The sequence below is a fragment of the Corynebacterium sp. PCR 32 genome, from assembly GCF_037464985.1.
Taxonomy (GTDB): domain Bacteria; phylum Actinomycetota; class Actinomycetes; order Mycobacteriales; family Mycobacteriaceae; genus Corynebacterium; species Corynebacterium kroppenstedtii_D.
Genome location: NZ_JBAHVL010000006.1, coordinates 118,138 through 132,233 on the forward strand (window position 1 = coordinate 118,138; position 14,096 = coordinate 132,233).

Here is a 14,096-nt window from a genome sequence, read left to right on the forward strand (position 1 = left end):
TGAAAAAACGTGGTATGCGGGTCAGTGCCTTAGAGTGATAGGCATGCAGATACTTGTCCTGGGTAATGGTTCTCGTGAGCACGCTCTTCTCTATTCGTTATCCAAAGACCCTCAGGTGACTGGCCTCCACGTTGCCCCAGGCAACCCTGGTATGACAGCGATTGCTGATGTGCACCCAGATACGGATGGTAACGACGCTGCTCAGGTCGTGGATCTGGCGGCATCGTTGTCTGCGGACTTGGTGGTCATTGGCCCAGAGGCACCGTTGGTTGCTGGTGTTGCTGATTCTCTCCGCGATGCTGGTTTCGCGGTGTTTGGCCCAAGTGAGCAGGCTGCCCAGATTGAGGGGTCAAAGGCCTTCGCCAAAGATGTCATGAAGGCTGCCGGTGTCCGTACGGCGCGGGCGGAGTCTGTCCAGCCGGGCGCGGGATCTGCCGATATTGACGGGGTATTGGATGGTTTCGGTCCGACGTTTGTCGTCAAGGATGATGGGCTTGCCGGGGGCAAGGGTGTCGTGGTGACACAGAATCGCCACGAGGCGCGAAACCATGCGGTTGCGGTGTTGGAATCTGGTCACCCGGTGTTAGTGGAGTCGTTCCTTGACGGGCCAGAGATTTCCCTGTTCTGCCTGGTTGATGGCGATACAGTTGTGCCGCTGTTGCCTGCACAGGACCACAAGCGGGTAGGCGAGGGGGATACGGGGCCGAACACGGGAGGGATGGGCGCGTATGCGCCGCTGCCATGGCTGTCAGTGGGGGCGGTGAAGCAGATTGTTGATGAGGTTGTGCAGCCGGTGGCATCGGAAATGGTGACGCGTGGCTGTCCTTTTACTGGTTTGTTGTACGCCGGTCTGGCATGGGGGGAGGACGGCCCGGCGGTAGTCGAATTTAATTGTCGTTTCGGCGACCCGGAGACTCAGGCGGTGCTGGAGCTCTTGGACACCCCGCTGGCGGGTGTATTGAACGCAGTAGCGACAGGCCACCTGGCTGATCTACCACCGTTGACCTGGAAAGATGGGTATGCTGTGACGGTGGTGTTAGCGGCGCAAGGGTACCCAGCTGGCCCGCGGAAGGGTGATCCGATCTCTGGAGCAGAACCTGGTTCGGAGAAGAATGGTGTTCGCCATGCTGGTGTCGCCAGGCTGGGGGATCGTTTGGTGTCATCAGGGGGCCGGGTTCTCAGTGTTGTCGGGCGGGGCTGTGATCTGGAGGACGCTCGGACGCAGGTGTACCGAACATTGGAGGGTATATCGTTGCCTGGCGGTCATTATCGTCGTGATATTGCTCAAAAAGCCGTCGATGGCCGTATCGGGATCTCATACTGAGGTGGAGGAGTACAGAGTAACTGTGGAACGTGACAATTCGGGTTCAAGTGACTGCTCAGGGATGAACTATTCGAGTGACCATCATTCGGGTTCGTATAGCTCTGGAAAAGATTACGGTTTAGCTATTCAACGCGGGCACGCTGATCCTTTTTATACGATGGAAATGGTGGCGCTGACTGCGCAGCGAGAGGCAGAAAAGCACGATACGATTCCGTTGTGTATTGGCCAGCCATCGTCTCCTGCGCCACGTGTCGTTCGGGATGTCGCCATTGATGCAATTGATAACGACAAGTTGGGCTATACCGAGGCATTAGGTATTCAGCCGCTGCGTGAGCGTATTGCCCGGTGGCATGCGGAGACCTACGGGGTGAACACGACGGCAGATAATGTCATCGTGACGACGGGATCGTCTGGCGCGTTCGTGGCTATTTTTGCTGCGTGCTTGCCTTTTGGTGGGACTGTTGCTGTGTCTAGCCCTGGATATGCCGCGTACCGAAACGTGCTTCAGGCTTTGGGAAATTCGTTCATTGATATCCCCACAACGGCAGAGACTCGTTTCCATATGACGCGCCAGCACCTTGAGGAGCTTGAGCGTGCGGGCAATAAGCCGGATATGGTGTTGATTACTTCACCAAACAATCCGACGGGGTCCATCATTGATCCCGACGAATTACGTGCGATCGCCCAGTGGTGTGATGACACCAAGACGGTGTTGGTCTCCGATGAGATTTACCACGGGATCAGCTTCGGTCGCCCCACCGTTACTGCGCGGTCGATTTCTGACCGCTCTGTTGTCATTGGATCAACGTCGAAATACTTCTCCATGACGGGGTGGCGTCTGGGATGGCTTATCATTCCCGACGATCCAACATTGCGGGAGACGATTGAGAACATCCTTGGAAACATTTCGCTCTGCGCCCCAGCGTTATCCCAAGTTGCGGCGACACGCGTGTTTGATGACGACGCATTAGCTGAACTCCGTGGGCACGTCGAACGCTACAGGGAAAACCGCGATATCCTCAACGAGGAGTTGCCTAAGATTGGTCTTCCTCGTTTCGCCCCATCGGACGGTGCGTTCTACTTCTGGGTTGATGTGTCGGACTACACCGATGATTCTGTGGCATTTGCTCGGGAGCTTCTCGACGCCACGGGTGTGTCTGTATCTCCAGGCACTGACTTTGATGGCAGCGCCGACAAAGCACTGGGGAAGAAATACGTGCGTGTAAGCTACGCAGGCACTCCGGAGGAGATGCGGGAGGCATGTCAACGCATGAAGCCATTCCTTGAGCAGCGGCATCGGTAGCGACACGTTTCGAGGCAGAATTGCTCAGACATGATGGGCGCGGGTGGTGGTGAGACCGCTACACTAGCGCTGTGGCTGAGAACAAGACTGAGAACGCATCGTCCGATTCTGTGCAGAAGGTGAACACGCCTCTAAAAGCAGGCATACCGAATGTTTTAGCGCACCGGTATGCCTCGCCTGAGCTGGTAAACCTGTGGAGTCCGCAGCACAAAATCATCATGGAGCGTCGACTCTGGATTGCCGTCCTTCGTGCTCAGCGAGAATTAGGCGTTGAGGTTCCTGATCGAGCGATCGAGGCCTACGAAGCTGTCGTCGACACGATCGATCTGGATTCTATTGCAGCTCGCGAGCGTGTGACCAGGCATGATGTGAAAGCTCGGATCGAAGAATTTAATTCCCTCGCAGGATACGAACATATCCATAAAGGGATGACCAGTCGTGATCTCACCGAAAACGTTGAGCAGCTCCAGATCTACCGGTCCCTGGAACATGTGCGGGACCGGATGGTCGCCGTCCTTCGCATGGTCAGTGAGTGGGCTGTCCGCTACCGTGATCAGGTCATGGCGGGTCGGTCGCATAATGTCGCTGCTCAGGCCACTACACTGGGGAAACGCTTCGCCTCTGCGGCCGATGAGATTCTTGTCGCCTATGAGCGCCTGGACAACCTCATGTCACGCTATCCCCTTCGCGGAATTAAGGGACCGATGGGCACGTCGCAAGACATGCTCGACCTCGTCGGGGGGGACGAAGACAAGCTTGACCGACTGGAAAAGGCCGTAGCCGAGTATCTGGGCATGTCGCGATGCTTTGATTCAGTTGGTCAGGTGTATCCTCGCAGCCTTGACTACGATGTCTTGTCCACCCTGGTGCAGTTGGGTGCGGGGCCATCATCACTGGCCATGACGATCCGCCTCATGGCCGGAAACGAACTGGTCACCGAGGGATTTAAAGAGGGCCAGGTCGGTTCGTCCGCGATGCCACACAAGATGAACGCTCGCTCATGCGAACGTATCGGTGGACTCCAGATCATTCTTCGCGGCTACCAGACGATGACCGCGGATCTCGCTGGCCAACAGTGGAATGAGGGCGATGTTTTCTGCTCGGTGGTGCGTCGTGTGGCTCTCCCCGATGCATTCTTTGCCATCGATGGCATGGTGGAAACCCTCCTGACGGTGCTGAAGGAATTCGGCGCCTTCCCCGCCATGATTGACAAAGAGCTCGAACGATACCTCCCATTCCTGGCAACAACACGAGTTCTCATGGCCGCCATCCGCGCTGGGGTGGGGCGTGAAGAAGCCCATGAGATTATCAAGGAAAACGCCGTGGCGACGGCACTTGACATGCGTGAGAAGGGTGCGGAACAAAACCTCATTGAGCGTCTCGCTGCTGATGACCGCCTGCCACTGGGACGTGAGCAACTCGATGCTGCACTCGCAGACCGGCGAGTATTTATTGGTGCGGCGGGCTCACAGATTGATCGAGTTGTGGCCCGAGTCGACGAGATTGTTGCTGAACACCCCGAGGCGTCGGTGTACGCGCCGGGCGACATTGTGTAATCCTCGGGTCGGCCTAGTGGTTGGAAGGTCGTGATGGCGTGACCGTTATTGTCGACCTAACGATAGTGCCTAGGTGAAGTGCAGCACCGTATGATGGGCAGGTGCATATTCTTGGAGATGTTCTCCTTGTGGGATGGACGCCGTCGATAATTAATGCTCTTGTCATCATTCTGGTGATAGGCTTCTTCTTTATCTCGACGGCTCGCGTCCGGAGTGTCAGCGGTGCTGTGCGTATAGCATGTGCGATCGTCAGTGCGGTCACCGGTGTGGTTGCGGCGGTGTGGGCACTGTTGGAAAAGGTGTGGAAGCCGTTTGGGGGAGCAACCCCCGCGGGTATTTACGTCGCAGGGTGGGCTTTTGTTCTCATAGTGGGGTGTACCGTGATGTCCCTCGTGAGTGGAGGGCGCATTGTGGGGCGAGGCGACCAGGAGACCGGTGGTCGATGGGGCCGTAAAGATACGTGGGTACAAGCCATAGGGGCATGTGTTGCCGTGGTTTTTGGCTCTATTGCCTGCATCAACGTTGTCAATAATAGTTTTGCACTGTATCCCTCAGTGAACTCCTTGGTGGGGCCGGATTCCTACACAACAGCACAATACAAGGACGTTCAGGGGCATGCGACGCCACTTATCCCACCCCATGGGGGCACCATTGCCCATGTGTGGCGAGGAGCAATGATGCGGAACACCGGTGTCCTTGTTCCTTTCATGATTCCAACGCCCGTGTCGCATTTTCAGACAACCACAGCCCAGGTCTATTTGCCGCCGGCGTATTTCGCTAATCCTCGTCCCTTGCTGCCAGTCATCGTTTTGATGAATGGTCTACCGGGGACAGCATCACAATGGTTTGACTTGGGCAATGCTGGGGAGGCTCTTCACAATTTTGAGCGGGCTCATCGTGGTTTGGCGCCGGTGATTGTCGCTATTAATACGACGGGCAATGGTGTTCAGGATTTAGGCTGTTTTGATACAGATAAGAACAAAGTGCAGACGTACATGGATACCGATGTTCCGCAACAAATACAACGTTATTTCCAGGTGTCGCGTGATCCACAGCAGTGGGCGATCGGCGGGTTGAGCTATGGCGGTACCTGTGCTTTTCAGGCAGTGGTGAATAATCCGAGGCCGTATCGGTACTTTCTCGATTTTTCGGGGGCTCGTACGCCAGGAGCGCTGACGGCTCAGGCGAATGCCGATACGTACTTCGGTGGAAATCTGCAGGCTTATCAGCGCGTTAATCCGGAGGATATCCTGAACAGGCGGAGATTTTCGGGTATCAAGGGCTTGTTTATCTCTGGTGAAGCGGACACATCGTCTGGCCGTGATTTGAGGTATATGAATCGTTTGGCGCGGAAGTCTGGGATCGAGTCATCGTTCCATGAGGTTCCAGGTGCGCATGATTTCGGTGCGTGGCGGAGGTCGTTGGTGTTCGTTCTTCCTCGGGTTGCTCGTGAGATGAAATTGATTGGGTAGTCGCCGTAGTAGTTGTGACGGTCTCATTGTTCCGAGTAGGGCTATAAATCGGGTTTTTGAGTTCAGGGGAGTAACATACCGGGCCATGCGCCCAGAACTCTCTTCATATGAGCACCTTTCTGCAGGCAAGGTCCGCGAGAATTATGAGATCGATGACGACACCTTGTTGATGGTCGCCTCGGATCGCGTGTCCGCGTTTGACTATATTCTGGATACTCATATCCCTGATAAAGGTCGAATTCTCACGGCGATGAGCACGTTCTTTTTTGAGCAGCTTGATATGCCTAATCATTTGGTGGGGCCGGTTGATGATGAGCGGATTCCGGAGGAGTCCTTGGGTCGCGCGTTGGTGTGCACGAAGCTCAAGATGATTCCGTTTGAGTGCGTCGCGCGTGGTTATCTGACCGGTTCAGGGCTTAAGGAATACAACGAGACTGGCCGTGTGTGTGGCATCGAACTTCCAGATGGTTTAGTGGAGGGGTCGAAGCTGCCGGAGCCGATTTTCACTCCGGCGACGAAGGCGGAGTTCGGTAGCCATGATGAGAACGTTGATTTCAACTATGTTCTTGACCATCTGGGTGACCGTCGAGCGGAAGCGATTCGTGAGGCAACCCTGTCTTTGTATTCTCAGGCAGCAGCGATTGCCGACGAGGGCGGTTTGATTTTGGCCGACACCAAGTTTGAATTCGGTGTGGACGATGAGGGCAATGTGACATTGGCTGATGAGGTCTTGACGCCTGATTCCTCGAGGTACTGGCCGAAGGACGGCTACAGGGAGGGGCATCGTCAGCCGAGCTTCGATAAGCAGTATTTGCGTAACTGGTTGGTCGGGCCGAAGTCAGGGTGGTCGCGTGAGTCGGGGGTACAACCACCGGCGTTGCCGGGATCTATTGTGGAGGCTACGCGTGACAAGTATGTGGAAGCGTATGAGCGTGTCTCTGGCCTAAAGTTCTCTGACTGGATTGGCCCGTCTGCATAGTGGACTGATTGCGAGTATCGAGTCCTCCGCGTGGGCATGCCTGCCTTCCCAGTAGGGTAGTGGCTATGTCTCACACTGACGTTGATCACACGATTAACACTTCCGAGTATCTCAACGACAACGAGTATCCTCAGCCGCCGGTGGCTCATGTGCGCCCGACGACCCGGTCGCATCATGGGCATGATGTTGTCGACAATTACGAATGGCTACGGGACAAAGACAGCCCGGAAACGTTAGCCTATCTCCGGGCGGAAAATGAGTACACAGAGGCACGCACGCGTGGTCTCGACCCGCTGCGTGACGCGATTTTCCAGGAGATCAAGGGCCGCACGCAGGAGACGGATTTGTCGGTGCCGGTTCGCTTAGGAGGATGGTGGTACTACGGCCGTAGTCGTGAAGGAAAGAGTTATGGGGTTTCGTGTCGTATTCCTGTGACAATGACTGGTGATACGGCGAAGGACTGGACGCCACCAACGATTGATGCGCAATCCGCTCCCGAGAATGAGCAGATTATTTTGGATTCAAATGTCCTCGCGGAGGGGACGGAGTTCTTCTCGTTGGGCGCCTCGAGTGTCTCAGGTGATGGGAATTTTCTGGCATTTTCGACTGATACGACCGGTGATGAGCGGTTTGATCTGCGTATTAAGGATTTGCGTACGGGTGAAATCCTTGAGGATGAGATCAACGGCATCGGTTATGGGGCGACCTGGGTGGGGTCCGATTGGTTGTTTTACGAGCGTGTGGATGACTCCTGGCGCCCGAACGAGGTATGGCGCCACCGTGTAGGGACGTCGGCGGATGAGGATGTCTGCGTATTCCGTGAGGACGACGAGCGCTTTTGGGTTGGGTGTGGTACCACGCGTTCAGAGAAGTACGTCATGATTGAGGTCGGCTCGAAAGTGACGTCGGAAGTGTGGTTCCTAGAGGTCGGAGCCCCTGGAGATGATGCGTCCAACAATCTTGATCCAGAGCGTGTGACAGGTGAGTTGCAGTGTATCCTTCCGCGACAAACTGGTGTGCAGTACGACGTTGATCATGCCGTGATTGATGGGGAGGACCGCTGGGTCATTGTTCACAATGCCCATGGTGTCGATTTCGAGTTGGGGATGGCTGCGGCTGGGCCATTGTCTAGTTTGGATGACCTTGATGTTGTGCTTGCTCACAAGGCGGGTCGTCGGATTGAAGGCGTGGATGTTTTCGCTGAGCATATGGTTGTTGGTTATCGCGAAAACGCTATGAATAAGTTGGGGCTGTTCTCTTTTATTGATGGTAGCGTCGGAGATTTCTGTCCCATTGAGTTTGATGAGGACTTGTATAGCGCGGGGACGGGTGGAAATCCAGAGTGGGAGGCTCCCTATATCCGCATGGGCTTTGAGTCTTTTGTGACTCCTAGCTTGGTGTTTGATTATGACCTATCCACCGGTGAACGGGTGGTCCGTAAGCAGCGGATTGTCCAGGGGGGGTATGACCCCTCCGAGTATGTTGCGCGTCGGATGTGGACGACAGCGCAAGATGGTGTGCGTGTGCCGGTATCGTTGATCTATCGGGCGGATATCGACCATTCATCGGAGGATGGTGTGGCCGATAGTCTTCCGGCTGGCGGCCCCCACCCGACGATTCTTTATGGGTATGGCTCCTATGAGGCATCGATGGATCCATCGTTCTCGATAGCCAGGTTATCGTTGCTTGATCGTGGAATTGTGTTCGCTATCGCACATGTCCGTGGTGGTGGCGAGATGGGGCGGTCGTGGTACGACGATGGCAAGATGCTGACGAAGAAAAACACGTTCAACGACTTCATTGACGTTGCTGATGATCTGATTGGGCGGGGGATCACTGATAGTAACCATATGGTGGCGCTTGGCGGGTCTGCGGGTGGCTTGCTGATGGGAGCTGTTGCCAACATGGCAGGGGACCGGTTCTCAGGAATTGAGGCGGTGGTTCCTTTCGTGGATCCCCTGACGTCGATTTTGATGCCGGAGCTTCCATTGACGGTGATTGAGTGGGATGAGTGGGGTGATCCGCTTCATGATCCTGAGGTATATGAGTACATGGCGTCGTATGCGCCGTATGACAATGTTTCTGCTGAGAATACGTATCCGCCGATTCTTGCTTTAACCAGTTTGAATGACACTCGTGTTTTGTATGTGGAGCCTGCGAAGTGGGTCGCTAAGCTTCGGGCGACGGTGCCGAATGTTGACGTGTGTCTGAAAACTGAGATGACCGCGGGCCATGGGGGTGTGTCTGGTCGCTATGAGCAATGGAAACAAACAGCGTTTGAGTATGCGTGGCTGGTTCAGCGTTCTGGTGCGGTTGATGAGTGAGGTGTCGGCTGGGCTCGCGAAGGGGGCGTGAGAAGACCTGTGAGGCGGCGTGTGAGTTCGATGCTCATGCCCGTCGTATATGCCAGGTCTCCTCTGAGGAGTACCGTCTTGTGGCTGTTTCGTCTCGGGGGTGATGTGTTTCGATAATTGTTATCTGTGCAGGGATGTTCGAGTGTAGCATCTCACCCCATGAGCTCTTCGGCAGTTCGGATCGTGGGATCCAAGAACGAGAAAAAAGATAAGTCGCATTGGCTTTACATCTCTGTCATTGTTGCTGTTTTTGCTGGCATCATTCTCGGGTTGGTTGCACCGGATGTGGCGGTCAAATTTGAGTTACTGGGCAAACTCTTTGTCGCGTTGATCAAAATGATGATTTCGCCTGTCATTTTCTGCACGATTGTGTTGGGCATTGGTTCTGTGCGGGCAGCTGCATCGGTGGGGCGTGCTGGTGTGATTTCGTTGATGTACTTCATCGTGATGTCAACGTTTGCTCTGGCTATTGGGCTTGTTGTTGGCAACCTTGTGAAGCCGGGGTCGGATCTGGCCATGCCGAAGGCCGGATCGGGGATGTCGTTTATTCAGAGTGGTAAAGAATCTGCACATGGGTTGAGTGGATTCATTATGTCTGTTGTGCCAGACACTTTATTTTCGGCTGTGATTAGTGGTTCTGTCCTTCAAGCTCTTTTTATTGCTCTCTTGTGTGGTTTTGCTATCCAGTCGATGGGGTCAGCGGGGGAGCCGTTACTACGGGCAATTGCTCAGGTGCAAAAGCTGGTTTTTAAAGTCTTGATGATGGTTCTGTGGACAGCTCCTATTGGGGCATTTGGAGCTATTTCGTGGGTGGTGGGCTCCACTGGGTTCGATGCGGTCAAGCAGCTTGTCTTGTTGATGCTCTGCTTTTATGTCACGTGTGTGATTTTCATTTTCGGTGTGTTGGGGTTGGTGCTCTATGCGTGTACTCGGTTTAGCATTTTTAAACTGGTGAAGTATTTGGCCCGTGAATATCTGCTGATTTTTGCGACGTCGTCGTCGGAGTCTGCGCTGCCGACGCTGATCCGGAAAATGGAGCATGTGGGTGTTGATAAGTCCACTGTCGGCATTGTGGTTCCTACGGGGTATTCGTTTAACCTCGATGGTACGGCTATTTATTTGACTATGGCGTCGATTTTTATTTCTGATGCTATGCACAAGCCGCTGAACGTGGGGGAACAAATTGGGCTCTTGGTGTTCATGATGATTGCGTCGAAGGGTGCTGCGGGTGTGTCGGGTGCTGGTCTGGCAACCTTGGCCGGTGGTTTACAGGCACACCGTGCTGAACTTTTGGATGGTGTCGGGATTATTGCTGGTATCGACCGTTTCATGTCAGAAGCTAGGGCGCTGACAAATTTTGCTGGTAACTCGGTGGCAACGCTTGTTGTGGGTGTGTGGACCAAGACGGTGGATAAAGATCGTGTCAACGCGGTACTTTCTGGAGACATTCCGTACGTAGCGGCCCCAGAGGAGATGGAGTCTGAGGTGCATGCAGCGAAGGATTCGGCAGCGACGCCTCAGCCCACGCCGCAGGTGGCGGGGGACAAACATCAGGGCGGCTAAAGCGCGGGGGTGCTCGTGGCATGGTGCTCGTCGGACGGGCGCTGTCTCAACTGGTTGACTTCCCCAACTATTCGGTAGGGTTATCCGTGGTGTAGTCAACGGACCTGATAGGGAGCGCCACTGTGGCTCGAGTTGTTGTCAATGTCATGCCGAAAACTGAGATTTTAGATCCGCAGGGGCAAGCGGTTCTGCGTGCGTTGGGGCGGATTGGTGTGAAGGGGGTTCACGACGTTCGCCAGGGCAAGCGGTTTGTGTTGGATGTCGATGGGTCCGTGTCGGATGAAGAACTGGACCGTTTAGCGTCGACATTGTTGGCCAATACGGTCATTGAAGATTATGACGTTGTTGTCGAGCATGCTGATGACACGGCTAATGGAACGATTGCTGCGGGCGAAGGTGATCGCTGATGGCGCGTATTGGTGTGGTGACATTCCCGGGAACACTTGATGATGGTGATGCTGCTCGTGCTGCTCGCCTGGGTGGTGCCGAGGTGGTGCGCTTGTGGCATGCTGACGCCGATGTCCACGGCGTTGATGCAGTGATTGTTCCTGGTGGCTTTTCCTATGGTGATTACCTTCGGGCTGGAGCGCTTGCCAGCTTGGCGCCTGTGATGGGTGAGGTTGTCCGGCGGGCCCGCCAAGGGCTTCCTGTGTTGGGTATCTGTAACGGGTTTCAAATTTTGCAGGAGGCAGGCCTTCTTCCGGGTGCGTTGACGCGGAATAAGGGCCTTCATTTTCATTGTGTGGATACCTGTTTGTCGGTAGAACGGACATCGACACCATGGACGGCTGCGTTTGCACAAGGGCAGAAGATTGTGGTTCCGGCGAAGCATGGCGAAGGCCGATTCCAAGCACCTGCCGACACGATCTCTCAGTTGGAGGATGAGGGTCGTGTCGTTTTTCGTTATACGGATAACTTCAATGGTTCGATCAATGGTATTGCGGGTGTGTCGAGTGCGGATGGCCGTGTTGTCGGGTTGATGCCACATCCAGAGCATGCGGTGGAATTGTTGACTGGCCCGTCGACGGATGGGCTGGGTTTGATTCATTCGGTTCTTGATTCGGTGGGAGTGTAAATGATGGCGAACCAGACGAATGACACGGTTGCTCACGCAGTTGCTGATCCTGACGCGTCGCAGCCGTATGCGTCGTTGGGATTGAAAGATGACGAGTACGACCGGATTAAAGAGATTTTGGGTCGCCGGCCTACCGATGCGGAATTGGCAATGTATTCCGTGATGTGGTCGGAGCATTGTTCATATAAATCATCCAAAGTACACCTTCGGTATTTCGGCGAGACGATGACGGAGGAAATGTCATCGAAGATTCTTGCTGGTATTGGTGAGAATGCTGGTGTGATTGATATTGGCGACGGTAATGCGGTGACGTTCCGTGTGGAGTCACATAATCATCCGTCGTATGTGGAGCCGCATCAGGGGGCGGCGACGGGTATTGGCGGTATTGTGCGTGACATTATGGCAATGGGTGCCCGGCCGATTGCTGTCATGGACCAGTTACGCTTTGGCCCTGCTGATGCACCAGATACGCAGCGTGTTCTCCCAGGTGTTGTGGAAGGCATTGGTGGGTATGGCAACTGTTTGGGGTTGCCGAATATTGGTGGGGAAACGGTGTTCGATGAGTCCTATGCCGGGAATCCCTTGGTGAATGCTTTGTGTGTGGGGACCTTGAAAGTGGAGGATCTGAAGTTAGCTTTCGCCTCTGGCACAGGAAACAAGGTGATGTTGTTTGGTTCCCGGACAGGGCTTGACGGCATTGGTGGAGTGTCCGTGTTGGCCTCGGATACGTTCGAGGATGGTGCTGAGCGTAAATTGCCGTCGGTACAGGTGGGCGATCCTTTTGCTGAAAAGGTACTGATCGAGTGTTGCCTGGATCTGTATCATGCAGGCATCGTTGTGGGCATCCAGGATCTGGGTGGTGCTGGGTTGTCCTGTGCGACCTCTGAGCTTGCAGCTGCAGGTGATGGCGGTATGGAGGTCAACCTTGATGCGGTGCCCTTGCGTGCGGAGAATATGACAGCGGCGGAGATTTTGTCCTCGGAGTCTCAGGAGCGCATGTGCGCGGTGGTGACACCGGAGAACGTGGAGCGTTTCCGTGAGATTTGTGCGCACTGGGATGTGACGTGTGCGGAGATCGGTGAGGTGACCGATGGGGACCATCTGGTGATTCGCCATCGTGGTGAGGTTGTCGTTGATGCTCCGGCGCATACGATTGCTCATCAGGGCCCAGTGTATGACCGCCCGTATGAGCGGCCCGAGTGGCAGGATGAGCTGCAAGCTCCTGGAGTGGAGGCGGCGGGGTTCGCCCGTCCGGCTACTGCTGATGAGTTGCGTGAGACGTGGTTGCGCATGGTAGCGTCGCCCGCGTTATGTTCGCGTGAGTTCATTACAAACCAGTATGACCGTTATGTCATGGGTAACACTGTGGCCGCGCAGAATGCTGATGCTGGTGTATTGCGTATCGATGAAGAGACAGGCCGTGGTGTTGCTGTGTCGGCGGATGCGTCGGGGCGGTATACGAAGCTTGATCCCAATGTGGGTGCGCGCCTTGCACTGGCGGAGGCGTACCGCAATGTGGTTGTGACGGGTGCACGCCCGGTGGCGGTGACGAACTGCTTGAACTTTGGTTCGCCGGAGGATCCTGCGGTGATGTGGCAGTTCCGTGAGGCGGTTCATGGCTTGGCGGATGGTGCCCGTGAGCTGGCTATTCCGGTGTCGGGTGGCAATGTGTCGTTTTATAATCAGACGGGGTCGGAGTCTATCTTGCCGACGCCGCTTGTCGGTGTGGCTGGCGTGGTGCAGTCAGTGGATCGTCATATCAGTCATGTGTTGGGTGCAGCGTATCCGGATCATGTGGTCTCTGTGGGTGATGCGTCCACGGCGAGTGAGACAGCGGGTGGTGCTGGCGTCGAGTATGAAGAACTATATCTGTTGGGGGAGACCCATGATGAGCTGGGGGGGTCGATCTGGCAGCAGGTTGAGCATGGTGCCCTTGCTGGGCTTCCTCCACAGGTGGATTTGTCGGCGACGGCCGCTTTAGGAGGCTTCTTCTGTGAACAGGCGGATCCTGACGTGGAGCCGGTGGTGACGGCTGCTCATGATCTTTCGGAAGGGGGCTTGGCGCAGGGTTTGGCGGAGTTGGCGATGATCTCAGGTGTGGGGCTTCGTGTGGATGTTTCCCAGGTGCATGAGGATCCCTGTGCTGCGCTGTTCTCGGAGTCCGCTAACCGAGTGGTGGTTGCGTGTAAGCCTGGTGACGGTGAGAAGGTGGTATCCCGTGCGGACCACTATGGTATTCCGGTGCGTCGCTTGGGTTCTGTGACATCGGTGGCGTGCGGTTCGTCACAGGAAACATCAGCGTGTGTGACAGTGGCTCTGGGTGATGGCGGTGAGATTGTTCTTCCCGTCGCAGAGTTGCGTGAGGCATGGTCATCGACGCTCCCTCGTCTCTTTGCTCATGCTGCGGGCGCGAACTCCGTGGTGGAGTAATAAGATTGGAGCGGCTCTCTGCCCACACGGGCAGAGAGCC

10 protein-coding genes are annotated in these 14,096 nt (G+C 55.3%); all 10 read left to right on the forward strand.

Annotated elements, in window-relative coordinates; all coding sequences use genetic code 11:
* Positions 1–43 precede the first annotated feature (43 nt).
* The 10 genes from purD (at position 44) to purL (ending at position 14,056) form a co-directional block, all read left to right on the forward strand.
* Positions 44–1,324, forward strand: coding sequence for a phosphoribosylamine--glycine ligase (purD, locus tag V5S80_RS08420; protein WP_395170324.1), 1,281 nt, complete (start codon positions 44–46; stop codon positions 1,322–1,324).
* Positions 1,325–1,346: 22 nt separating this feature from the next.
* Positions 1,347–2,627 (forward strand): pyridoxal phosphate-dependent aminotransferase, encoded by a 1,281-nt coding sequence (locus V5S80_RS08425; RefSeq protein ID WP_395170325.1) that lies wholly within the window; start codon positions 1,347–1,349, stop codon positions 2,625–2,627.
* A gap of 119 nt (positions 2,628–2,746) precedes the next feature.
* Positions 2,747–4,183 (forward strand): adenylosuccinate lyase, encoded by a 1,437-nt coding sequence (purB, locus tag V5S80_RS08430; RefSeq protein WP_395170361.1) that lies wholly within the window; start codon positions 2,747–2,749, stop codon positions 4,181–4,183.
* 101 nt (positions 4,184–4,284) lie between these two features.
* On the forward strand, positions 4,285–5,655 hold the full coding sequence (locus V5S80_RS08435) for an alpha/beta hydrolase (protein WP_395170326.1): 1,371 nt from the start codon (positions 4,285–4,287) through the stop codon (positions 5,653–5,655).
* An 85-nt stretch (positions 5,656–5,740) separates the two neighbouring features.
* Complete coding sequence (locus V5S80_RS08440) at positions 5,741–6,634, forward strand: phosphoribosylaminoimidazolesuccinocarboxamide synthase (protein ID WP_395170327.1); 894 nt, start codon at positions 5,741–5,743, stop codon at positions 6,632–6,634.
* 65 nt (positions 6,635–6,699) lie between these two features.
* Positions 6,700–8,958: a S9 family peptidase gene (locus tag V5S80_RS08445; protein WP_395170328.1), complete on the forward strand. Its 2,259-nt coding sequence runs from the start codon at positions 6,700–6,702 to the stop codon at positions 8,956–8,958.
* A gap of 189 nt (positions 8,959–9,147) precedes the next feature.
* Complete coding sequence (locus tag V5S80_RS08450; protein WP_395170329.1) at positions 9,148–10,551, forward strand: cation:dicarboxylate symporter family transporter; 1,404 nt, start codon at positions 9,148–9,150, stop codon at positions 10,549–10,551.
* Positions 10,552–10,673: 122 nt separating this feature from the next.
* Positions 10,674–10,958, forward strand: a complete 285-nt coding sequence (purS, locus tag V5S80_RS08455) for a phosphoribosylformylglycinamidine synthase subunit PurS (protein ID WP_395170330.1) — start codon at positions 10,674–10,676, stop codon at positions 10,956–10,958.
* A complete protein-coding gene (gene purQ, locus V5S80_RS08460) occupies positions 10,955–11,626 on the forward strand; it encodes a phosphoribosylformylglycinamidine synthase subunit PurQ (RefSeq protein WP_395170362.1) in 672 nt (223 codons plus the stop codon). Before purS ends, purQ begins: the two co-directional genes overlap by 4 nt.
* Positions 11,627–14,056 (forward strand): phosphoribosylformylglycinamidine synthase subunit PurL, encoded by a 2,430-nt coding sequence (purL, locus tag V5S80_RS08465; RefSeq protein WP_395170331.1) that lies wholly within the window; start codon positions 11,627–11,629, stop codon positions 14,054–14,056.
* The last annotated feature ends 40 nt before the right edge of the window (positions 14,057–14,096 follow it).